This is a genomic window from Serratia sp. CY76391 (genome assembly GCF_052166695.1).
GTDB lineage: Bacteria > Pseudomonadota > Gammaproteobacteria > Enterobacterales > Enterobacteriaceae > Serratia > Serratia nematodiphila.
In genome coordinates this window covers 79,131-101,461 of the sequence record NZ_JBJNOJ010000004.1, presented here as the reverse complement: position 1 = coordinate 101,461, position 22,331 = coordinate 79,131, and the positions used below count along the sequence as shown (strand labels likewise).

Here is a 22,331-nt window from a genome sequence, read left to right as displayed (position 1 = left end):
GAGACAGCCGCAGCGAGAACGCTGCGGCTTTGGACCGCGTATGGATTTAGCTGATGGTGCCGTTAATCAGCCCATCGAGGCCTTTTTTGGAGTATTCCAGCGTGGTGTCCCAGCCAATAACGGCTGCGGCCACGCCGCTGGCTACGCCGCCCAGGATGCCGCCGGCGACCATGCCGACGCCCTGGCCAATCGAGCCGACGCCCAGCAGGCCGCCGCCGTCGCCGCCGTGCTTACCGCCGATGACGGCGCCCGCCATGCTGCCCACGGAGGCGCCCAGAGCGATGGATGAAACGGCTTCCGCGGCATTGGAAACGGCGCTGCCAATCAGCCCCGACAGTCCATTGCTCATATCCCAGGAATAAGCGCCTGACACTTCATTCATTTCGATAACAGACAGTTCTTTCATTGGTTAATCTCCATATTTAAACGGACAAACACGGCCATACATGCGTGTTGTCATTGCATTGGCATCGGCCTGCAGCGCCTGATGCCACCAATAATGTCGCGCGAACAGACGACATTATATTTTTAATGGGGGTCTCTTTAATTCTGCGTAATGGTGAATGTCATCACCGCGTCGGCCTGTCCGGGGCTAATGGCTCCCGTTTGCTTATAGCGCGCCATCAAGGGGATCCTGATCTCTTTTTCAGCCGCGGTGTGGTAATTGATCGGTCTGGAAAACGTTAATGGATTACGGTTCTCATCCAACACTTCCACGGCGACGCCCTTCGCCGCATCGGCGCCGTCGGCGATATCAATCATTCCCACGCCTGGCGAATTTCCGGCCGCCTCGAACGTGACCTGAACCGGAATATTGTCCTCCTGGCATTGCAGAACCACGGAAAAATTGCGTTCGGAAGACGCCGCCGTGCTGCCGACGCCGTTAAACTCGCTGCGTTTAGGGCTGCCCAGATTCACCGTTTGATTTTTATAGTTCAAATCAACCAGGCAACTTTTCTGAATGACCTTCATGCCGGAAATACTGAGATCCAAAATTGAGGTCGAATCCAGATAATATCTGGCGATAATTTTCCCACCCATATCGCCGCCGGTTTTGATCGGGCCGGTTTTAATAAACGTCAGCCGAACATCGTTTCGATTGATCCACGGCGTCAGCAAGTTGGGCGAAATCGCCGTGTTGACGGGCACGTTCTTATTGCTCTGCCATAAGTCTGAAATCGTCACCCCCACGCCCTCGATGCCCGTTTCAAATACGCCGGGCAGCGCGCTCGGCGTCAGCGGCGACATGGAGCGATAGGCGACCGAACCGGAACAAAGAAAAGAAAACGTCGTGCCGTTCATGCTGTTCTCGGTTCGAACAGCCAGCTGCTCGCCGACTTCGATGCGCGGATCCACGGCCAGCGTCAGCAACCCCATGCGGGCGGTTTTCGCGTTGGTGGTACAGGTGCCGGCATAAACCGCCGTCGTGAGCGTCGCCAGCCACACCAGGGCGCCGTAACCGAATATCCTGAGAAAAACGTTCATTTTCACTCTCACTTAAAAGTCATGATGGAGATAGAGCGAGATCTATTGGCAAACGCCGTTTAGGGTTTGGAGACCCGCTGACGGCGGCTCCGCCGGCAACTGGTAACGGATGCGGCATTGGTTCTCGCCATTCCTGCCCCACTGCGCGATGAGCAGGCCCTTTTCCGCCATGCCGGTCAGATAGACCACGCCGTCGCCGCCGACCAGGAACGGCTGAGTCGCTCCCTCGGCAAGACGCAGGCTGGCGCCCAGCGGCAGAGGTGCCCCCTGCGAGTCCGTCACCTTCATCAAAATCCGTCTGCCGACGTTGGCTTTGAAATTCGCCCGGCTCACCGCGCCGCGAGTCGGCGTGACCGACTGGTTCGTCAACTCGAGATCGACATCATCCGGCAAGCTGTCTACATCGAGGCGAATCGAATTGTTGCGATAAGGCGTGGCGTAAGGAACGATCGCGTAGCCGCGCCAGTCGGTTTTCACCCCGACCTGATTGCCGACCGCCACATCGCTCGCGCCGGCTGCCTGCACCAGGGCGACGGTTTCGCCGAACGGTTGACCGAAGGTCACACCGTCTTCATGGGCGATCACCCCGCCCTTCACCCCGTAGTTGACGCGCTGTTGACTGCGATCGTAGGCGTAGCCCGCCGTGAGTTCGCCGTACGTCGCGCGCCAGTCGGCGTTGGCGTTGCCGCTGTTGCCCTGGCCCTGGCTGCCATACCCTTCCTGTACGCTCCAACTGAGGTTGCCGCCGGCCAGCGCCGTGCCGTTGAGGCCCGCCGTATGGCTGGTATTGCCTTTTTTGCTGGTGTTGAGGTTGTAGGTGGCGTAGGTGTTGCTCAGCCATTTCTCTAATGGCACGCTGATGTTGAAAGCGAAGATCTGATCGCGATCGTAAATGCGCCCGCGGTTCGAATCGCCGTAAATAGCCTGTGAATTCCGGCTGTAGCTGTAGTTAAAACCGTAGCTGATGCCATTCCAGCTATTGTTGTAACCCGCGCTCAGCGACTGCATATTGCGCTCGGAGCCCCAATAGTCTTCGGAGACCGCGCTGAGTGAAAGCGACCCCGCCCCTTCCCATAAATTCTGGTTCAGCGTGATTTCGCCGCGATTTTTGCGGCGGTCTATCGGGGCGTAACGGTTGCCGCTGCGATAAGTGTCCAGCACTTCCTGCAGCCCATAGTAGCCGCTGGTCGAATAGCGGTAGCCGGCGATGGCGAAGTTCGTCCCCGTCTCGACGATATTTTTGCTGTAGCGCACGCGCCATGACTGACCATCGCTTTTCGGCTGATGCTCCTGCTTTGCCCACGCCTGGGTGACGTCGGCCGACAGGGCGCCGAACTCGCCCAGGTTCTTGCCCAGGCCCAATGCCAGCGATTGATACGGCCCGGCGAATTGGCCGCCGCCATACAGGGTGAAACCGGCGGGCAAGCCATAAATCAGGCTGGCCTGCGAGAAGATCTTTTTATCCACGCTGTGATCGTAAGTGCGGTATTGCCCCGAGGTCAGCGCATATTTCAGCCGCCCTTCGCGTTGCAGCACCGGCAGGCTGGCGAAGGGAACGGTCAGGTGCTGTTCGCTGCCGTCCGCCTCCTTGATAGTCACCTCCAAATCGCCGCTGCCGCCGGTCGGGTACATGTCCGAAATTTCAAACGCGCCCGGCGCAACGTAACTCTGGTAGATGACATAGCCGTTTTGGCGAATGACCACTTGCGCATTGCTGCGCGCGATACCGCGCACCACCGGCGCATAACCACGCAGGCTTTCCGGCAACATGTCGTCATCGGAAGCCAGCTGCGCGCCGCGAAACGACACGCTGTCAAACACATCGGACGGGCTGCTGCTTTCGCCGAGCGTCAGCAAGCTTTTCAGGCGAATAATATTGCGCTGGGCGTAGGTATAGACGGAGTCCCAACGATCCTCCGACGCTCGCCCGCCGCCGGCGCTGTTGTAGCTCCAGGTGGTGTAGTTCCGCACTCGCCAGGCGCCCAGGTTGAAACCCGGCCGCAGGTTGAGGTAATAACTGCTTGCGCTCTGGGTGAATCGATCGCGCCCCTTGCTGTTGCTGCCGGTGAAGCCGTAGTTCAGCAGCATCGCCGGCAGGCCTTCATCCCATTGTTCCGGCGGAACGTATCCGCGCACCTTATTTTCCAACGCCGCCTGGGGGATACTCAGCATCAGGCGTTGGCGGTTAAATTGAAATTGCGCCGAGGCCTGTGGGATCGCGGCCAAATTCGCGCAGCGATCGGCACCGGCCAAACCGGGAAACAGCTCAACTTTCACCCCAAGCCGTTTCAGATCTTCCCGCGTCAGACAAGGCTGCAGATCGGCCTTCTCGTCGCTGCCGGCCCGCAGAACGAACGACACCTCGCGCGTTTCCAGCAGCATGTCGTTCACCCAAATATCGACCCGATACGTGCCGGGAACCTGCTGGCCATTTTCAAAAATCGACAGATCGACGTGCTGCTGGCCTGAGCGCCCGGTTTCCAGCAACGCCGGATTAAAATAGTCACGAGAGAAGGCGGGTTTAGCCATATTGCCGCATACCGCCGTTGTTACCGTGAATAAGGCTATGCGTTTCAGCCAAGCATCCCGCTTCGCTAATATACGCTTTTGAGTTATCATTCATTAGCTCCATTATTGAAATGTTTTATCCCTTTTTCTGCCTTCCCTTACAGATTAAATACCTGACTGATGTTCTTTACCTGTGCCGCCATAATCATTAATTAATTTCCAGCTTACCGACGTTGCGCCCGCCACGGGCAATGCAAACATTTCGCTGCTCATCGGCGCGATATACGCCACCTCTTTCATTTCCCGCCCCCCGATACGGACATAATGGAAGTTCATATAATAAGGCGTTGGGTTGGTGAGTTTTAATTCTGAACCGACACGCTGCCATTTCAGCTGCTGCGTCACCTCTTCGGGTACCTGGCGGAGCAGCGGCGCCGGCCGATAAATCAATTTAATGCGGGTCTTGACCGCTATTTGCAGCGTATTCGATTTACCCGTCTGGGTTGTTGAAGGAATGGATTTAATATTCATCCAATACAAGCTTTCTTTATCTTTCGGTAAGTCATCGCCCACTTTCACGATGCGCAGCATATTTTCCTGGTTGCCGTCCAGCCGAAATAAAGGCGGCGTAACGATAAACGCGATTTTATCCACCCCGCTTTGTTGATTCTCCAGCCAGGACTGAATCAAATACGGTTCTTTATCCGGATTCTCCACGCTGATTGACGCTTCTTTTTTTTCGCCGTTGAATATCACCCGCGTCCCGCCAATCACCACGCCGGCGTGAACCGTAGACGCAAACAATAAAATAATGAAAGCCGCTAAGGCGCCGTAGCGATTAAAACGCATAATATTATCTCCGAGGCAATACAGCCCGCTGTGAACCAGCGGGCAAGAAAATATTATCAGTTATAATTCAGCGTAAAGGTGGCGACGCTATTGGCTTTACCGGCGGTCACATCTGCCTGCGTGGAAATATAGCGGGCGGTAAAATCGAGGTTATTTTTCACGCCGCTGCCGGAAGCCAACGGATAAGCCGTCGACGCCGTGTAAAGCGGCAGAACACTGTTAGAAATATCAGACAGTTGGATACCGACGCCGGTAGCGACATCCGTTTCCTGGGTCAGCTGCAATACGTTGCTGTCGCCGTTATCGGCCGCGCCGTCGAACTTAACGGTGGCGCTTTTTACCGTATCCGGACAATCGGTGACTTCCAGCGTGAATTTTGTCGCGCTGGACGTTGATCCCTTGCCACCCGCAAATGCCGTTCGGGCCACATCACCCAGAACAACATTTAATGGATTACTCAAGTCATTCGTGACCTTGCACGCAGCATCGACAATATTCCCGGTAAAATTAACCTGACCATCTGCTGCCAGAGCAGGTAAAGCGCTTGAACACGCTGCCGCGACAAATGCCAACATAATCACTTTTTTTTCCATCATGGGTACTTCTCCTTTTGATTAGACAGACTTCAAAATATCCCCGCTCCGGAGAACCCGGACAGGGAGAATAGGAGCCCTGCTCCTTTCACAGTTAATTATGCTTAGCTTTCCCCCTTTAGCAATACATAAAATCAATGTAAAGATGAGAAAAGATAATTACCCCAAATAGAATTAGCATCATTCTTAATTTTATTTTGAAAAAACCGCCAAATCGGCGTTTCTTGATTCATTCATCTGGCCGCAAGGGAATTTATTATCGCGCTATTCGAAGGCGCTTTCGCCAGATTCTCCTCATTTCCCCCTCAGGCAAAAAATCAGGTGGCATCGCCGTAAAATGAAAACCTGGCGAAAAAAATCGCACTGAAATAAATGACATTTATATTACAAAAGACATCACGACGCGGCGGCAGCGAGAGGGGCAGCAGAATAGCAAAAGCATGGCGATAACGGTTTATCGAACAGTGAGGGAGAATAAGGCATTCGCCGTTCGTGAAACCGGCGCGGTCATGTGACAACGAGAAAATGGCGTTACGCAGAAATATTCTGTCTGGCGCCGTTCAATATTTCTAAAATAAGGCAGCAATGCACTCTGTCGCGCAGAATAACGCATGGCCACCTTATTGTTTTTCGGCGCCGCTAATTAATCGTCATGGCGATAATCTTCACCCAACCCTCTGCCGGGTAGGGTTTCACACGCCAGGCCATCGCCCGCGGGAACGGCGGACGGATAGTTATCGTCCGGCGTGATAAAGACCGGCGTGGTCGCGATAAACCCATCGTTGAACACCGCCTCGATAAAGGTGGCCTCCCAGCCTTGCGCCGGGGCGGCCAGACGAAACTCGCCGCGATCGGCCTCCGCTGCGGCCAACGGCTCCGGGGTAAAGCGTACGCCGCACGAATAACGAAAATCTCGGGCCGTGCGGTTGTGCGCGCTCCAGCGCCGCACGGTGGCCGGCGGTTCGGAAAAACGCAGCGTGCGCACCGCAGCATCCGCGGCGCTGCCTTGCACCTCGATCGTCGGCAATGCGATATCGCGCTGGCGGCGCTTGATCATCGCCAGTATGGCGCGTTCGGCGGCCGGCCGGCTTGCCGCGCGATCCCCGTCGGCAATCGCGCGCAGCGAAGCCTCTCCCGCTGAGGCGCTGAAATAGAATCGCGTGCTGTCCGGCGGATAACGTTCGTCGCCGCTGGCGATGATGACATATTTCGCCGCCGCTGGCCGCTCTCCCGCCGTCGGCGGCGGATAAGCGGTGGGATCCGCTATTTGCATCAGTTTGTCGAACGCCGGCGTCTCTATGCGCCGATCGATGCCGAGTTGGTAATAAGGATGAAACGCCAACGGCCAACGGCCGCCATACGTACGATAGGTATGCTTCAAGACCTGCCGCGCCGCGACCCCATCCGGGAACATGGCGACGACGGCATCGATGCGCTCATCCGACAATGACGCCAGCCACGCCGCGGTTGCGCCGCTCGCCGCGCCCGCCACGATGAATTTATCTATCCCCCACCGGCTCAATTCGCGCTGCGCCAGCGTCATGGTTTGCGACAAGGCCGCCGTCATGGGGATCGCCAGCGGCATCATCAAGTATTCATCCGCATCGTCCAGGAACAATCGCCAGCCTCGGGCCTGGCTGTCCTCCCCCGCACGACGCCGCCCCTCATTTTGATATTCCAGGTACGGATAAGGCAGCCGGTTGACGACAATCACGACGGTGCGACTTTCCGCCGCCAATGCCGCCGGCATGGCGACGGAAAACGCCGCATTTTGCTTGCCTGGCCCGCTCGCCCCTGCGGCGGCGCAAGCGCAGTCATCGCTCATCAGCACCAACGCTTTACGGGCAAGCGCCCCGTTGGGGATATAAATATCCACATCGTGCCACCATTGCGTCGGCCGGATGGCGTCTTGCGGCGACCAGGATTGCGACATCAACCGATAATGACGTATCGACACGTCATGGCCGTTATCCACGCCCTTTAACGAATATGACAGAGGCAATATCGCCAACTGATTGTTATAGCAAGGAATAACGGTGTACAAGGCGGAATGTTCGTCCGCAAAGCAGCGATCTTCCTCTGCCGCCATGGCCTGCCGGCCGCCGATTAAGGCCAGGTAAATCAGCGCGATGTATCCAATGCGTTTTAGCATTTTTTCCTCCCCCCTTTGTCCGTGGCAAATCCCTTTTACGCCGCCTGGCGGCAGGAAACCTTCCGCGCGCCTAGAGCACCTGATGAAAGCGTATCGGATAGCCAAAGCTGTCCTTTTCGAACGCCACGTCCCTGTCGTTCTCGCCCAGCAATAGGCTGTAAACGCCGTTTTCCTCATAACGGCTCATGGCGATATACAGCACGACCTCCCGATGGTCAGCGATCGTAAACTGTTTGCGCCTGGCGTTGATTTCCAAGGTAAACGCCACCACAGGATTGTTGTTCAGAAATACCGAGGTCTGCTGCATGGAGACGATCCTGCCCTGCGCTTTCTCGGTCACCTGAAAGGGCGTGGCGTCATTGGGGGCGCGTATATCCACCTTCTTTTGGATATAGATAAAGTTAAACACCGCCAACGCCACCGCCACGAACAGGTTGATGGCCATGATCAAGATGATTTTATTCGCCATGAACTCTCCCTTTGCCGTTCTTCCGGCTCCCGACATGTGCGAGGTAAAAGTGCCCTTGCGGGCACTTTTCATTAAGGGCCGGGCTTATGACGATTTACGGCCAAACAGCTGCGAGAAGGCGCTAATCCCGGCATCGATGACGGCGCCAATGCCCTCACCGAGTTTGGCGCCGGCGCCCGCCGCATCCGCGTGGATCCCGAATAGACCGGTACCGGCATCTACGATGGCGCCAATGCCATTGCCCAGGATTTTGCCGGCATCGGAAGCGATGCCGGCGCCGGAAACCGCCATGACTTCTGCTTCAGTCAGTTCTTTCATACTGTCTCCTTTGTATTTATCGACATGTTTATGTTTAGTAATGAAAAAATGAAACCCTCACTGTTTGTTCACCTCCTTGTTATCTGCCCACGAAAGACCCTGTTGCCAATGCGTTCACCCGCGCGGCGGTGACAATGTCAGAACAGGCCGAACTCACGGCAGAGATAATCGGCAACGCCATTGCGGCTGTTGGGCAACGCAATCGGGTTAAACGGCAGCGCGCGCTTCAATTCGCCCATCGCATTGCCCATCACCACCCCCGTTCCGGCCCAGCGCAGCATGTCCAAATCGTTCATCGCATCGCCGAAAGAGAGGCAATCGCGCATCGCTATCTGTTTGGCGCTCAGATAGTCGGCCACGCTTCTGGCCTTGGAAATATGCTTATCCATGATGTCTATCGTTTCCGCAGAGGACTTACAGATGGACAGCGTTTTTCCGAAAGCCTGACTGACCTCGTCGTAAAACCGCTCGATCAGCGCCGCTTCCCCCTGCAGCAGCACTTTCAGGATCGGTTGCCGTTTCATCGCCTCCGGCTCGACATAGCGGCAAGCGACGCCCGAGGCTTTGATATAGTCGGCAAAATGCGGATTCTCTTCGGCCATCATCCATCCTTCCTGGGTGAACAACGTCACGTGGAGCGGACAGGCGAAGAGGTAATCCATCAACATCATTTGGCTGTCGCGAGGCAGGAAATAGCTTTTATCCGCCACCGGCCGCCCCTCGATATTGACCATCGCGCCATTGCAGGAGACGATCGCCGGCGAGAACCCCAAGCCATCCACAATCCCGCGCGCATCCGCATCGCAACGGCCTGTCGCGATGACGATTTCCAGCCCGCGGGCATGCAAGATATTGAGCGTTTCCACCGTCAGATCAGACAGATTCCCGGCAGGATCCAGCAAGGTTCCGTCAAGATCGCTCACGATCGCCCGGTATTTTATTTTGCCGTCGATAGCAAGCCACATATCACGCCTCCTCCGCCTGGATAATCCCGTCTTCGGCGCGGATTTCGCTGTCGGGCGGAAGGTGGGCGATCGCGAGCGCAATGGCCTGAAAACGGCGCCCTATCGCAACGATGGTCTCCTGAGCTATCTCGTGAGAATCATAAAACAGTGAAATGGCGAGCCGTTCCGCTTCGGGGAACAAGCACAGCACCGTCTGGTGGTTGCTGCCGCTGACGATATCCGTCACCTGGAACGTAAACGGCAAGCGCGGATCCTTCTGCGGTTGCGGCATGTTTTCAAACACAAACAGGCTGCCGAACGGCGAAGTGGGTACCCATTGTTCGTCGTAGCGGTTCAGTTCGGAAAAGGCGTACTTCTGCCTCAGCGTCTGGGAATCCGCGATATCGGCCAGCAACGCATAAATGGGCCGGCGACGAATCGCCTGCAGGCGCAGCACCGGGCTGGCGACACACAGGCCAAACAGCGTCTGCACCTGCTCAATGTCCGCCGGGCGCTCGCTCATGGTCGTGCCGATCGCGATATCGTCACAGGCCAGCGCTTCGGCCAGCGCCAGCATCCAGGCCAGCTGCGTCAGTTGATTGACCGTGATCCCCTGGCGCCGGCAAAACGCGGTGAGGCTTGCCACCTGTTCCGCGCTGAATTCCGCGCCATATTGCCGCATGCGTCGCCCCTGCGGCGCGGCATCCGGCGAAGCGCTCAACGGCAAACGTTGGTTGACCGGCGCCCCGCGCAAATAGTTCGCCCAGAACGCCTGCGCCTCGGGATCGTCGCCGTGCGCGCGCACATAAGCGGCGAAAGGCTCAAATCGGTTAATTTCCAGCGCCGGCGCGCCCCCTTCCAGCAAGGTGAGGTAGTCGTTGAACCAGTGTTCGAACAGAACGCCGAGGGACCAACCGTCGAACAAGATATGGTTAAAGGTCTGCACCAGATAGTGCTCATCGGCGTTCAACTTGATCAGGCACCAGCGGATCAACGGCGGCGCATCCAGCTCAAACGAGGTTTCTCGTTCCCGGGCCAACAGCGCTTCCATCCTTTCTTCCAGCAAGGACGGCGGCGCGTCGGTCCAATCCTCGATCGCGATCGGCGCCTGCAGCGTCTCGCAGATGAAGACGTTGGGCCGCCCACGGCGGGTTTGATCGCCAAACCCGGCGCGCAGCATTTCAAATCGCTGCAGCGCCAGCGACCAGGCCTGGTTCAACACCTCCGGCTGCAGCGGGCCGGCCACCTCATAAACGGCCTGATCGATCTGATACTCGCGGTTAAGCCGGTTGAAATACATCAATTCCCGCTGCGTGACCGTAGCCTCGAAAACGGCGGCGATGCGATGACGTTGCTGCCAGCGATCCAACTCGGCGAGGCTGACGTTGGCATGGGGGAAGTCCCCCGGGCTGGCGAGGCGAACGCCCTGGCTCGCCTCGTGGCAACAGTGTGCGACCAGCGCCGACAGGCTCTCCCGATAGTGCGAACCGATCCGGGCCAGCGTCGCCTGCGGCAATAAGCCCGACATCACGATGCTCAGCCGGTCGCCGTGCACGTAGAGCACCAGATCCAGCACATTGTCGCTCGCCGGCAGCGCGCCGTTTTCCAGATCCGCCGTTTGGTCGATCAAGGCCCACAAGGCGTCGTCAGTCTGTTCGTTAAAGACCCCGAGATAGTTGAATGAAATGGCCGGCAAGCGGTGGCGCCGCAGACAGGCTATCGCTTCGTCGTCCGACGCTGAACCGTATTTCAGCGCCGAATAGCCGATGCCGTGATCCGGCATCTTTCTTAATGCGTCCTTGATAGCGCGCAGCGTGTGTTTTGGGCTCTGATGCGCGGTGATGCGCAAAGGCAGTAAGGCGGTGAACCAGCCGACGGTGTCGTCGAGCTGGATCTTATCGTCATTGATATCGCGGCCATGGTGTTCGAGCGTGAGGTAACTGTCCGCACGGCCATGCCAGGCCTGCAGCACCGGCGCCAGCGCCGCCAGCAACACATCGCGGATCGAGGTGCGGTAGGCCTGATGACAGGTGTCCATCAACAGCGTCGTCATCGCCGCGTCGCACTCGAAGCGGCAAAACGCCGGACTCTGCGCCCCCTCGCTGAGCGTGGCGTAATCGGGTTGCCCGGCGATCATCGCCAACCAGTAAGCGCATTGGTCATGCCGGCTCGCCGCGTAGTGCCTTAACGTCTCGCCCCACTGCCGGTAGCTGGTGCCTTTCGCCGACAGCGATTCCCCCTGATGCAACCGTCGCATGTCTCTGACGATGATGCGCCAGGACACCACGTCGATGATCAGATGATGGAATGCGCAGAACATCAGCGCGTAACCGGGCGCGCTGCTGTCGAAAATGTAGACGAAGCGGCACAGCGGCCCTTCTACCGGATCAAACCCCGATTGCCATTGATGCAGAAGTTCGGCGCGGCTTTGGCGACAAAGCGCCAGGTCATAGTATCCCCATGAAGGGCCGCCGTCGGCCACCGACAGATAGCGCTGCGCGACCAGCGCGCCGGCATCGTCGGCGCTAAACCGCGCGCGCAGCATGTCATGGCGCGACGCCAGCCCGTTCACCAGATCGGCCACGCGCTCGGCGGACATCGGCGGCACCCGCACCAAAAAAGTCTGGTTGAAGAAGGCGCGATGTTGCGGCGGCTGCTCGTTATACCAGCGCTGAATCGGCAGCAATTCGAATTCGCCCTGCAGCTCGCCCTGTTCATTGAGCGGCGCAATCGCCTCCCGTTGCTGCAAAATGCGCTTGGCCAGCGCCCGCGCATTCCGGGTTTCGAACACCGCACGCGAGTTGCTGTGATAGCCCGACTTGCTCAATTCGCTGGTGAACACGATGCTTTGGATCGAATCGCCGCCCAGACGAAAGAAGTCGTCATCCACCCCAACCCGTTCAACGCCGAGGATCTCCGCCCACAGGGCGCAAATCAACGCCTCCAGCGCGTTCTGCGGCGCGGCATATCGCTCGCTTTGCGCGAATTGCGGCGCGGGCAGCGCCGTGCGATCCAGCTTGCCGTTCACCGTTAGCGGTATCTCGTCGAGCGCGACATAGCTGGACGGCACCATGTAATCCGGCAGGATCCGCTCCAGCCGGGCGCGCAAATCGGCAGGATCCAGCGGCTCGCCCCGCGCCATCAGTACATAAGCGGCAAGGCGCTTGCTATCGCGATGGACGACATCCACCACGACGCATTTCTCGACGCCCTCCAGCGCATTGATCGTATTTTCTATTTCGCTGAGTTCAATTCTGAAACCGCGGATTTTTACCTGGCAATCGTTTCTGCCGAGATACTCCAGATTGCCGTCGCGCAACTCTCGCACCCGATCGCCGCTTTTATACAAGCGTCGCCCGTTCAGCGTAATGAAACGCTCTTGCGTCTGCTGCGGCTGGTTGAGATAGCCGCGCGCCAGCGCGTCTCCGCCGATATACAGCTCGCCGGCCAGCCCTGGCGGCAACGGCTGCAGCCAGCGATCCAGCACATGAAGTTCGCGCCCCGGTATGGCTCGCCCAATCGGGATGCTGCTGCGGGTTTCGTCCGCCGCGATGGCGTACATCGTGGTGAACGTGGTGCATTCCGTCGGGCCATAGCCATTGATGACCTGCTGCGGGCGGTTGGCTTGCCGCACCAGGCGCTGCATCAGCGTGGCGGTCAGCGCCTCCCCGCCCACCAGCAGGCAGCGCAGCCCGGCGAACAGGTCGGGGTGACTGAGGTAAAGATGATCGAACAGGCTGCGCGTCGCCCACAGAATCGATACCTGCTGCCGACGCAGCAAGGCTTCCAGCTGCGGCACATCGCCGGCGATATCCTCCGTGTCGCGCACGACGACCAATTTGGCGCCGTTGAGCAATGCGCCCCACACCTCGAACGTCGCCGCATCGAACGCCGGGCTCGAGAGGAAGAGCAACACGTCATCGGGCGTGACAGCGATGCCGGACGCGGTCGCCAACCCGCACATCGCGTGTTGCTCGAGCATCACGCCTTTCGGGATCCCCGTCGATCCCGAGGTATAGATCACCGCGCCGAGCCGGTCGGCGCCGGTGACGGCCGGCAGATTCTGCCGCTCGTGCGGCAGGCGGTTCAGATCGCCCAGCGCGAGGACGGACACGGCGTGCGGCATCATCGCCGCCAGCGCCTCGGCGGCCGACTGCAGGCTTTCCCCGGCGATGAGCACCGGCGCGCGCGTTTCTTCGAGAATATGCCGAATGCGCGCCTGAGGATAATTGCAGGAGAGCGGCACATAGGCCGCACCGGTTTTCAGCACCGCCAGCAGCGCCACCACCATTTCCAGGCTTTTCTCGCTGTACAGCGCAATCAGCGTGTCCGCCTGGGGGGCGCCCCCGGTCAGCGCTTGGTAGCGGAGCGTAATTTCGCGCGCCAGGCTATTCGCCATGCCGTTCAGCTCACGGTAGCTGACATACAGCCCCTCAAACTCCAGCGCAATCTTATCCGGATAACGCAGCGCGATCGCCTCAAACCGGGCGCTGAGGGTTTCTCTCGGCAACGCGGGGGCCGCGTCGTCATCTGGCGGCATGTCGGCGGCGGGATAAAAGGCGAGGTGGCGTAAAGGCGCGTCAGGCGCGCGCATCGCCGCTTGCATCAAGCGCATGAAATGTTCCGCGCAGTCGCGCATATCTTCTTCGTCAAACATGTCCTGACGAAAACGCAGCCGGAACTGCAAGGCATCGCTGTCGGCCCGATCCTCATATTCCAGGGAAAGCGACGCGCTGGCCATATCGTGGTTGGCTTCAAACAGCGGCGAAGTGGCGCAATCGGCCAGCGCCAATGCCGCATCGCGCAGGTTGGTTTGGGCAAAGGAAATCGGCATCGCGCGGATCCCCAACGCCTGCACCACCTGTTGAGTGGGCAGTTGGTTAAACCGTTGGCGCGAGTGCGGCGCCGCGGCGGTAATAAACGCCAGCGCGCGTTGATAAACGGCGGCGAAGCCTTCGCCGTCGCGCAGCGAGAGGGGCATCACGCTGGTGTTGACATGCCCGCCAAGCGCAAATCTTTGCCCCTTTTTTATCGACACCGGATAGCTGATATAGACCGTTTCCTGATTGCCGCTGCGCGCCATCAAGATGCCCCACAGCACCAGCAACGCCAGAAAGTCATTCATTCGCCGTATTCCCGCGCCCTGCTTCAGCGCTTTCCATTGCGCTTTGGGCACCTGGAAACGCAGCTCGGCCGCCTCATCGTTTCGCACGGCGCCGCTTTTCTCAAAGGGCACGTCTATCGCGCCCAAATTTGCCGCTTCGGCCCGCCAGTGCGCCAGCGCTCCGTCGGCGGCCAGTTGTTCCACCTCGCGCTGCAGCTGCCGGTTGATGGCGGCAATCTCGGCCGCCTCGAGGCGTGTCGATAACCGCTGTTGACCATAGTACTGGCTCACCAATGAGAAAAACTCGTCGGAAGACGCGCCGTCGATCACCAGATGATGGCCCACCAGCGCCAGGGTATAGCGCCCCGCCCCCTCGGCGAAAAGCGCCCAACGATAAAGCGGCCCGCGGTAAATGTCGAAGGGCTGGCGAATCACTTGGGTCAGCAGCGTGCGGTCCGTGTAATGCTGCAAAGGATGGATTGCGTCATTGCGACGCCAATACAGCTCGCCATTCTGTTCATGAATATGGCTGTTCAGCAGGACATGATCTTGCACCAGCGCATTCAGCGCAGCTTGTAATCTGATGGGATCCAGCGCGCCCTCAATACGCTGCAGCACCAATACGTTGTAATTACAGCCTTCTGGATGGCGGTCATATTCATCGATAAATACTTTTGAATAGGGTGATACAGGAATCTCTTCCATGACAAACACTCCATTTAGAATACACGTGCCCTGCTTAACGGCGATCCATGCGGCATACCCAAACCTCTTTCGGCATCAGCTCGCTTATCTTTTCTGAGTAATAACCGATCAGCATGTTGATGCGCTTTTCTGCAATGACCTCCGCCGCCTGAGCGCAAATCGACTTGTAAAAACCAATAGGGATCATCACTTTGCAACGGCTATGCAGGTGCCGACAAACGCCGATGGCCCAGGAAAAACACTCCCTGGAAGGATTGGAAATATCCAAAAGTTCGGCACACTCACTGGAACAGCCAATCACAGCGTAGAGATTGCCTTTATTGATATAATGAATTTTATGATACAGAGGATGTTTTTCAATATATTCAAATGCGCGATGATCTTTTTCTCGCCCCAGATTATTGATAAAACTGGCCTGCCGCGCTTGGCCGCCCTCGGTAAAACGAAAGGCCATAAACTTATCAGGCTTTAAGGTTAATTCGACGAAGGGATAGATTTGCGTATTGGTGGTTAAATACTTTCTGAAAATCTTTTCATAAACCCTGATCTTCCTGTCATCGGAAAAGCAGATATCCGCCGCCACATCCGAACGCTTAGCCTGCAGGAAAAAGTCTTTCAAGACGGTAGAAGATTTGACCTTACGGTGGATCCCAAGATCGCCAAGCATATTGACATTAAAAGACAATTCATTGATTTTAAAAGGATAAAAACTGGATACAAACATCCCGAGATAACGTTCTTGATCCTTGTAAAATATGCCCGTTTTTTCCATCGGCGCCCCACAATGCGGATCGAGCAAATGCTTCCAGTGCAGGAAACGCTCCCCGCCCAAATCTCTGCCATAAAGCTCCTGCAATAATTTGAAATGATTATGAGAAACCGCTTCCCTCACAAAGACAGCCATGTTTTATCTCCCTATAAAACCGATTCCATGCTAGGCGGAAATCAATAAAAGATAACCGCTCAGCGCCGCTGATAATACGGCGCCGGACCGTTCGCTTCCTTTCCCTGATTAACAAGAGTCGCTGTGCATTTTTAACCAGCGCAAGAATTCAATATTATTATCGATGTTCAGTTTTCTCATGGCCGAACGTTTATGAATACTCACCGTTTTCGGGCTGATGCCGAGCAACATCGCCGTTTGGTTTTGTGAATAGCCCAAATGGATCAAACGGCACACTTTCCCCTCGCTAAAGGTCAACTGGGTACGACAACGCGGGCAATAGCTTGAAACAAAACTATTTTTCTTGCGATAGCAGAACATGACCTTGTCCACGATCGCCGCCACGCTGTCTTTGCGCGTAATACTTCCGGCTTCCAAATTGCAATGAATTTTAGGGAATGTCTTTTTATGCTCCAATATTGAAAAATAGAGCGGAATAGAAGAAAAGTTGCCCTGCAAAAGCTGGGTATGGCAAAAATTTATGGACACCCGCTTGTCCGGCGCCCTGAATATGATGTTGGCACGTTCTTCTCCCGTGATCTTGGCCTTAATGCCATTCGTGAGAAAACCTTCTTGCAAGGCAAGACTCAACCCCAGCTTGAAGAATTGATTTTTATCCACAATAGCGATATTGACGCGCTCCATTAACAAACCTCCCTTTTGACTACGCTTGCTCACTCTCCTTACTGCAATATCATTGCTGTGATTATTTTTTGTTTTAACGTGCTTTTTAATAAAAAAGCGTTATAGGCGAAGCAAAAAAGACCATGCCTCGCAAAAGTGCATTTTATATAGGGTTATATAAATCATCTGCCCTGGAGAGCATACAAAAGCAAGACGCGGTAAGCTGCCGCGCTTCGCAAGGGAAATTGTTATCGTAAGATATATTTATAAGGCATCATTGCCATCAGCATCACGGTGCTAAGATTTTGCTCTGATACGTTAATTTTACTCCAAGAGCGCAATATATCCAGATAAATATCGAAAAAACACATAATATAGAACATAACATTGCGCGGCATTGATTGTTAAGAGAATCCGTTTATGCATTAGGAATTTACTTATGATAAAGGCAGGATAATGCTTTTTTCGTCCGAGGCGGCAGGGTCATCGCAGACCCTATTAAACAGAGTATAACCATATTCATTTTATTGTAAAAAAATTGCATAAAAAAAAGCTACACTTTATGGCAGTAAGTGATTCCCGCCCTTTCATGTAGACGGCAACAAAAAAGAAGAAGGCGAACCCATCGGCCGCCCGCGCAAGAAATGCCTGGTAGGAGTAAAGATTTTTCAGGAGTGATGCGCAGCGCAGAAAGATAATGCGGCATCGTTGACGAGCGGGATGAATTATATTTTTTTGATCCTCATCAGCTTTTTGGCCTCCAGACAGGAAACCAACCCGAGGTGATCTTTTTTTAGCTGCTTGTCGCTCCCAAGAGGAAGAATGACTTTGAACGTTTGCAACTTACCGTGATTATTATAGATATCAAAGACTATCACCGGCGGGCCATAACCCAGGATCATGCAGTCTAAAAACCGCAAAACGGCGCACCCCAAGCGGCTCCTGGCCTCGCGGATAATTTTATCCGCAAGCTCATCATACCGGAAAGGTCTTTCCGGCGTCGTCAATACCTTCATAAGGTCTCCCTTCTGGTATATATCATTCCGATTTAAAATAATAACCTCATAAAACCGCCACCGTTCAAGGCGAGTGAGATATAACAATCCAGGCTTCGGCAATATATAATCTAACGATGCAAAATCAATCTAACAAAAAACACAATAGTATAAAAAAACAGCGCGAGTTTTATTGAAAAAATGACCTGATTTGCAATAATTAAATGGCCTGAAGTAAAGGGCTAACTGAAAAAGGAGTTTCAATCATGAAAGAACTATCCGCAGTAGAAATTGAACAAGTTAACGGTGCTGGTTTTTTTGGTGACGTAGGCACACTGATTGGCAGTGCGGTAGGTACAGGTATTGATACCATTTCCGCGATTGCCGGTGTTAACCCGGATGCCAAAACCGTTGTCGGCACCATCGGTAAAGGTATTGGTCTGGCTGTCGATGCGCTGATTTCCAGCGGATTGCAGATCATCTCTAAACTGTAATAACAATTCATAATCATCCCTTCCTATTTTTTTAATTCGTTTCATTTTAAGCACCTTCGCGGGTGCTTTTTTTTACATCAAAGAATCAAAAAATAGATAAGGTCAGAAAAACCATTATCCAAAAAAACAAGCTGGGTATCACTATGATGAAAAAACCCATGCGTTTATTGGCGTTTTTAAGCATCCAGTCATAGATCATCGCACCACTCCTTGTGAATACCGGGAGGCATTTCCACCTCCCGGTATTTTATCCATCGAGTTGTTGATTACAGTTTCGGCACTTTGGAAAAGAAGTCCGCCATTTCGTGCGGGAACCCTTTCGCAATCGCCGGGCGAAGATCGTCCATGGAAACATTAAAATCTTTCGGCTGCTCGCCCGTTTGCATTTTTTGGTGTGCGTTCACATTTGATTGCAGACCATTAAAAATGCCCTTCATATTGCCGAACATATCATCGCAAGATTTTGTCACGTTACTCATGACCGACTTGGCCGCATCCGGCCCCGACATTTGAATATTGCTGACGCCTTGCATAAACGGTTGACTCAGCGACGATTGGGAGTTAGTGCCCAAATTGCCGCCGGCCTTCATGGTTTCTAAAATTTTGGCTGGATCTAACATGTTTATCACCTCTTTACGGTTGTGTTTACATCGCTTTCGGGCACGAGAATCCTCGCAACGCCCGTGACCAAAGTGGGAAATCTTTCATCGTCGAGCGCAATTCCAGTTTGAGCACGCCCACCACCGACGACATCGACATCGTCAGCTCTCGCCTGTCGCTGGCGAGCGGCACGGGATTGCTGGCGTCGAACATCCGGAACAAGGCCCAGGGTCCGTCAAAACTGGCGACCTGGATCTGGCCGGTGCCAGTGCGGAAGGTGAGTCGAACATAGCTGCCGCCTTTCGGGCCCGGCCAATCGATACGGGTAGGCTGGCTGAAACCATGGCTGTAGTTAATCACCTGCCCGTCGATATCCAGGGTCGCTTCCGTAATGGTCGGCGTCAGGGACAACGGCCTGATGAACATGGAGAAGGACAGCTTGTCGCCGGCGGTGAAGAAGGTATCGCGGATCAGGCGGGCATTCTCAAACGCGCCCAGCGTGCTGGCATTGACGATCCCCTCTGAACCCGGTTTGGCATTCCATTTCTGCGCGTTGACGTCCACATAAGGGGCCAGGTTCTCATCGAAGAACTGCTGCATCGCGCCGCTTTGGCCAAACATGCGCGAGAAGTCCTCGATGCCGACCTCCGCTCTGGCGTTGCGCGAGAACGGGTAACGCCCGCTGATGCTGCTCTTGCACAAGCCGGAGGCCAGCGACGAAGCGCCTTTGCTCAGGTTCTTCTGGCTTTGCTGAATCGTCTGGCTGTCCCCGACCTGCAACAGATCCATCATCACGCTGCGCACCGGTTCCGGCTGGCGCGCCGCATCCAGCTGCAGGCGCTTCAGCGTGCCTCCGGCGGGCACCACCTGGCCGCCGCGCAGCGAGGTGGACAAGGTGGTCAACTGGCTGTACAGCGCTTCGAAACTGCGGCTCAGCGGATCGTTGCTGGCGTTGGTGGTCTGCAACAGCTGATAGCCCAGACGGCGCAGCAGCTCGAAGCGATCTTCCACCGCGCGCTCCGGCGTGAGACGAAAACGCGCGCGCTCGCCGGAAATCTCGCCCAGGATGTCGCGCCGCTGCTGCTCGATGCGGTTGCGCTGGCGATCGAACCAGCTTGCCGCATCGCCCTGGTTGGTGCCGGTCATGCTGGTTTCGCGTGCGGCGAAGCGCACCAGATTGGCCAGCGGAGAAGAAGGGTCGGACAGTTGACGCGCCAGGATCGCCGCATCCTCAAGCCCGTTGACCGGCCGGGCGCGCACGTCGCGCATGAACGCATCCCATTTGTCGGCATACTCGATGAGGTAAAGCTTCCTCGCCTCGTCGGCCAGCTTCTGCGCCGAGGCCAGCGAGTTCACCGCGTTTTTCCCTTCCCCACTGTCGCGCAGTACCCAGGACTCTTCTTCGATCATGTCCTTGGCGGCGTCATCGAGCTGCGCCAGGAAAACGTCGCGATAGCTGGCGCGGGTATAGAACCCCGGCACGGCGGTATCGGTGACCGTCGCCTGGCTCTTGCGGCGCAGCATCAAGGAGACGTTCGGCCCGGCGGCGTCGGCCAACGAAATATCGTTGATCGCCGCCGGCAGCGGTTTCTCTTCGATGCGGCGCACCACCCGCACCTGCATCGGAATGTTCATCGCTTTCACCCGCGCCAGGCGCAGCAGATCGCCGTTCATCTTCATGACCGGCGCGTCCGGCAAAGAGAACATCTCCCGCAGATGGTAAGCGAAGATGCCTTTGTTCATATCGGTGTACCCCTGCGGCATAAAGGTTTCCCAGCGCGCCATGAACCAGTCGACCAAGGCTTCGGCGGAGCGATGCGAGGGTTCGCCCATCATCAGGTACACTTTCAGGGTGCCGTAGACGTCCTTGTTGGACGCCGAGACGTCATTCTTGAGTTCGTCAGCGATATAGTTTTCCACCGCCGGCCAGAAGATCTGCAGCAAATGGCGTTGGTAGGTTTTTTGCGCCGCGCTGTTGATCAGCTTGTGCTCGAAATAGGGATTCGGCACCGGCGACACTTCGCCGCCCAATTGCGCGTTCATGTACCCCAGCTGCTCATAGGCGGAAATGACATCGTCGCTGACGCGGTTAGTCACCGGAATTTCGCGCACGATGCGCTTTGTCTCATCGAAGCGCGCCGCAATGTAGGAGATGTAATCGCTCTCCCACAGGTAACGCATCGCCAGCAGGTTAAACGAGACCGCCAACAGAATGAGCACCAGCACATAGCGGCCCAGGGAGCTCATGCGGCTGCCGAGCGGCCTGGCGTGCGAAGACTGCTGCATCACCCCGCGTTCTTGCCGGGCGTAATCCAGCTCCGGGTGATAAATGCGCCCGGTCGGGCGAGCTTCATAGATATCTGCCGCTTCCGCGTTGTAGATCGCCCCCTGCGGCGGCAAGGCGATGGTGCTGCCCAGCCACACCTGCTGCAGATGGCAGGCGTAGCCCACCGGCGTTTGCGGAAAGATCTGCTCTAACAGGGAATACAGCGGGTTGCCCAGCGACCCCAGCGACTCGGTGAAGAACAGCAGCTGCTGGCGGTTTTGGCCGTCCGGCGCATCGTGCAACAGTTCGAGCACGTGATGGCTGACGCGCGCCACCATCTCCCGGTAGAGGGTTTCATACTGCTCGAAGGGGGTTTCTCCCTGTTCGGCGCGGTTCAGGCTGAAGCCCATGCCTTTTTGCAACAGATCGTCGCCCAGCATGGACAGGAAGGTCTCGCCGCCGACCAGTTGATCGAGGTGGCTGATGGTGAGATAGACCGGCAGCTCGCTGCGGAACCACGAGGCCATCTCCAGCAGGCGCACGCGCAGCGCGTCGGCGACCGACTTTCTCTCCGTCAGCGAGGCGTGCAGCAACCAACGCGCATCCAGACACAGCATGATGCCGTCGATGCCCGGATGGCGGCGATGGCGGCGGATCAGTTTGAACAGGGTGTCGCGCGCCCTGGCGCCCTCTTCTCCCAGGCCGTTCAACTGCAGCCATTCGCCGGAGGTGTCGACATACACCGAATTCTCCGCCAGCCACCAGTTGCAATCCTGGGTCGGCCCGACGTCCACCGTCTGCTGCAGGCCATAGTGCTCGGCCAGCAAGAAGCGTTCGCCGCTTTCGCCGATCAGCGAGGTTTTGCCGCTGCCCGGCGGCCCGATGACCAGAAACCACGGCTTTTCGCTGACGTAACGGCGCGTCAGGCGGTATTTGAAGCGCTGCCAGGGAGTGCGCTGCTTCGCCGTGCCGACGTACTGCAAGGTGCGCAAGGCGTCGTAAAAGCGCGAGGTCACGCGATCTCGCTGGGCGGTCTTGCGTTTGGCCGGAGCCGGCGCTCGCGCGTGGCGGAACACCCAGGATAAGAACGTCGCCACGAAAGGCCACAGCGCCCAGCACAGGATCAGCGCGATGATGATGCCCCTGACCCAGACCGACAACAGCGGCCGATAGGTGCCGATGGCGATCAACGGCCCAATCCACCACACCACCGCACACAGCAGCAAGGCAATCACCAATATGAATGATCTACGTATCATATAATTTCCTTATTATCTCTACG

At 56.4% G+C, this 22,331-nt stretch carries 16 protein-coding genes; 1 reads left to right on the top strand and 15 read right to left on the bottom strand.

Annotation, left to right across the window (positions count from 1 at the left end; translation table 11 throughout):
* Positions 1–46 precede the first annotated feature (46 nt).
* From ACJ8PN_RS08845 to ACJ8PN_RS08785, 13 genes are all read right to left on the bottom strand, one after another.
* Entirely contained in the window at positions 47–406 is a 360-nt protein-coding gene (locus ACJ8PN_RS08845) for a hypothetical protein (protein WP_004935280.1), read from the bottom strand.
* A 137-nt stretch (positions 407–543) separates the two neighbouring features.
* Positions 544–1,485, bottom strand: coding sequence for a fimbrial protein (locus tag ACJ8PN_RS08840; protein WP_004935283.1), 942 nt, complete (start codon positions 1,483–1,485; stop codon positions 544–546).
* Positions 1,486–1,527: 42 nt separating this feature from the next.
* Complete coding sequence (locus tag ACJ8PN_RS08835) at positions 1,528–4,104, bottom strand: fimbria/pilus outer membrane usher protein (protein WP_049188278.1); 2,577 nt, start codon at positions 4,102–4,104, stop codon at positions 1,528–1,530.
* Between the two features lie 54 nt (positions 4,105–4,158).
* Entirely contained in the window at positions 4,159–4,842 is a 684-nt protein-coding gene (locus ACJ8PN_RS08830; RefSeq protein WP_004935289.1) for a fimbrial biogenesis chaperone, read from the bottom strand.
* Positions 4,843–4,898: 56 nt separating this feature from the next.
* Positions 4,899–5,438 (bottom strand): fimbrial protein, encoded by a 540-nt coding sequence (locus ACJ8PN_RS08825; RefSeq protein WP_004935293.1) that lies wholly within the window; start codon positions 5,436–5,438, stop codon positions 4,899–4,901.
* A gap of 640 nt (positions 5,439–6,078) precedes the next feature.
* Positions 6,079–7,587, bottom strand: a complete 1,509-nt coding sequence (locus tag ACJ8PN_RS08820; RefSeq protein ID WP_442534827.1) for a PhoPQ-activated protein PqaA family protein — start codon at positions 7,585–7,587, stop codon at positions 6,079–6,081.
* Positions 7,588–7,657: 70 nt separating this feature from the next.
* Entirely contained in the window at positions 7,658–8,056 is a 399-nt protein-coding gene (locus ACJ8PN_RS08815) for a hypothetical protein (RefSeq protein ID WP_004935300.1), read from the bottom strand.
* A gap of 84 nt (positions 8,057–8,140) precedes the next feature.
* Positions 8,141–8,374 (bottom strand): hypothetical protein, encoded by a 234-nt coding sequence (locus tag ACJ8PN_RS08810; protein WP_004935304.1) that lies wholly within the window; start codon positions 8,372–8,374, stop codon positions 8,141–8,143.
* 137 nt (positions 8,375–8,511) lie between these two features.
* Positions 8,512–9,339, bottom strand: coding sequence for an HAD family hydrolase (locus ACJ8PN_RS08805; RefSeq protein WP_049240761.1), 828 nt, complete (start codon positions 9,337–9,339; stop codon positions 8,512–8,514).
* A gap of 1 nt (position 9,340) precedes the next feature.
* Positions 9,341–15,127: a non-ribosomal peptide synthetase gene (locus ACJ8PN_RS08800; RefSeq protein ID WP_171454324.1), complete on the bottom strand. Its 5,787-nt coding sequence runs from the start codon at positions 15,125–15,127 to the stop codon at positions 9,341–9,343.
* A 34-nt stretch (positions 15,128–15,161) separates the two neighbouring features.
* A complete protein-coding gene (locus ACJ8PN_RS08795; RefSeq protein ID WP_171454325.1) occupies positions 15,162–16,031 on the bottom strand; it encodes a hypothetical protein in 870 nt (289 codons plus the stop codon).
* 108 nt (positions 16,032–16,139) lie between these two features.
* Complete coding sequence (locus ACJ8PN_RS08790) at positions 16,140–16,715, bottom strand: helix-turn-helix transcriptional regulator (protein ID WP_131164894.1); 576 nt, start codon at positions 16,713–16,715, stop codon at positions 16,140–16,142.
* 704 nt (positions 16,716–17,419) lie between these two features.
* The gene (locus ACJ8PN_RS08785; RefSeq protein ID WP_004935318.1) at positions 17,420–17,710 is read right to left on the bottom strand and encodes a hypothetical protein; all 291 of its coding nucleotides are present in this window, start codon (positions 17,708–17,710) and stop codon (positions 17,420–17,422) included.
* Positions 17,711–17,955: 245 nt separating this feature from the next.
* Between ACJ8PN_RS08785 and ACJ8PN_RS08780 the strand changes: the two genes are divergently transcribed.
* Complete coding sequence (locus tag ACJ8PN_RS08780; protein ID WP_004935320.1) at positions 17,956–18,183, top strand: hypothetical protein; 228 nt, start codon at positions 17,956–17,958, stop codon at positions 18,181–18,183.
* A 266-nt stretch (positions 18,184–18,449) separates the two neighbouring features.
* Here the strand turns inward: ACJ8PN_RS08780 and ACJ8PN_RS08775 are convergent, their stop codons facing one another.
* Positions 18,450–18,803 (bottom strand): DUF6277 family protein, encoded by a 354-nt coding sequence (locus ACJ8PN_RS08775; RefSeq protein WP_004935323.1) that lies wholly within the window; start codon positions 18,801–18,803, stop codon positions 18,450–18,452.
* Between the two features lie 25 nt (positions 18,804–18,828).
* On the bottom strand, positions 18,829–22,308 hold the full coding sequence (gene tssM / locus ACJ8PN_RS08770) for a type VI secretion system membrane subunit TssM (RefSeq protein ID WP_004935326.1): 3,480 nt from the start codon (positions 22,306–22,308) through the stop codon (positions 18,829–18,831).
* Between the last annotated feature and the right edge of the window lie 23 nt (positions 22,309–22,331).

What these genes read in the sequence shown, in the direction of transcription:
- ACJ8PN_RS08845 (WP_004935280.1), bottom strand. Translation starts at nt 406, where the DNA reads ATGAAAGAACTGTCTGTTATCGAAATGAATGAAGTGTCAGGCGCTTAT.
- ACJ8PN_RS08840 (WP_004935283.1), bottom strand. Translation starts at nt 1,485, where the DNA reads ATGAACGTTTTTCTCAGGATATTCGGTTACGGCGCCCTGGTGTGGCTG.
- ACJ8PN_RS08835 (WP_049188278.1), bottom strand. Translation starts at nt 4,104, where the DNA reads ATGATAACTCAAAAGCGTATATTAGCGAAGCGGGATGCTTGGCTGAAA.
- ACJ8PN_RS08830 (WP_004935289.1), bottom strand. Translation starts at nt 4,842, where the DNA reads ATGCGTTTTAATCGCTACGGCGCCTTAGCGGCTTTCATTATTTTATTG.
- ACJ8PN_RS08825 (WP_004935293.1), bottom strand. Translation starts at nt 5,438, where the DNA reads ATGATGGAAAAAAAAGTGATTATGTTGGCATTTGTCGCGGCAGCGTGT.
- ACJ8PN_RS08820 (WP_442534827.1), bottom strand. Translation starts at nt 7,587, where the DNA reads ATGCTAAAACGCATTGGATACATCGCGCTGATTTACCTGGCCTTAATC.
- ACJ8PN_RS08815 (WP_004935300.1), bottom strand. Translation starts at nt 8,056, where the DNA reads ATGGCGAATAAAATCATCTTGATCATGGCCATCAACCTGTTCGTGGCG.
- ACJ8PN_RS08810 (WP_004935304.1), bottom strand. Translation starts at nt 8,374, where the DNA reads ATGAAAGAACTGACTGAAGCAGAAGTCATGGCGGTTTCCGGCGCCGGC.
- ACJ8PN_RS08805 (WP_049240761.1), bottom strand. Translation starts at nt 9,339, where the DNA reads ATGTGGCTTGCTATCGACGGCAAAATAAAATACCGGGCGATCGTGAGC.
- ACJ8PN_RS08800 (WP_171454324.1), bottom strand. Translation starts at nt 15,127, where the DNA reads ATGGAAGAGATTCCTGTATCACCCTATTCAAAAGTATTTATCGATGAA.
- ACJ8PN_RS08795 (WP_171454325.1), bottom strand. Translation starts at nt 16,031, where the DNA reads ATGGCTGTCTTTGTGAGGGAAGCGGTTTCTCATAATCATTTCAAATTA.
- ACJ8PN_RS08790 (WP_131164894.1), bottom strand. Translation starts at nt 16,715, where the DNA reads ATGGAGCGCGTCAATATCGCTATTGTGGATAAAAATCAATTCTTCAAG.
- ACJ8PN_RS08785 (WP_004935318.1), bottom strand. Translation starts at nt 17,710, where the DNA reads ATGAAGGTATTGACGACGCCGGAAAGACCTTTCCGGTATGATGAGCTT.
- ACJ8PN_RS08780 (WP_004935320.1), top strand. Translation starts at nt 17,956, where the DNA reads ATGAAAGAACTATCCGCAGTAGAAATTGAACAAGTTAACGGTGCTGGT.
- ACJ8PN_RS08775 (WP_004935323.1), bottom strand. Translation starts at nt 18,803, where the DNA reads ATGTTAGATCCAGCCAAAATTTTAGAAACCATGAAGGCCGGCGGCAAT.
- tssM (WP_004935326.1), bottom strand. Translation starts at nt 22,308, where the DNA reads ATGATACGTAGATCATTCATATTGGTGATTGCCTTGCTGCTGTGTGCG.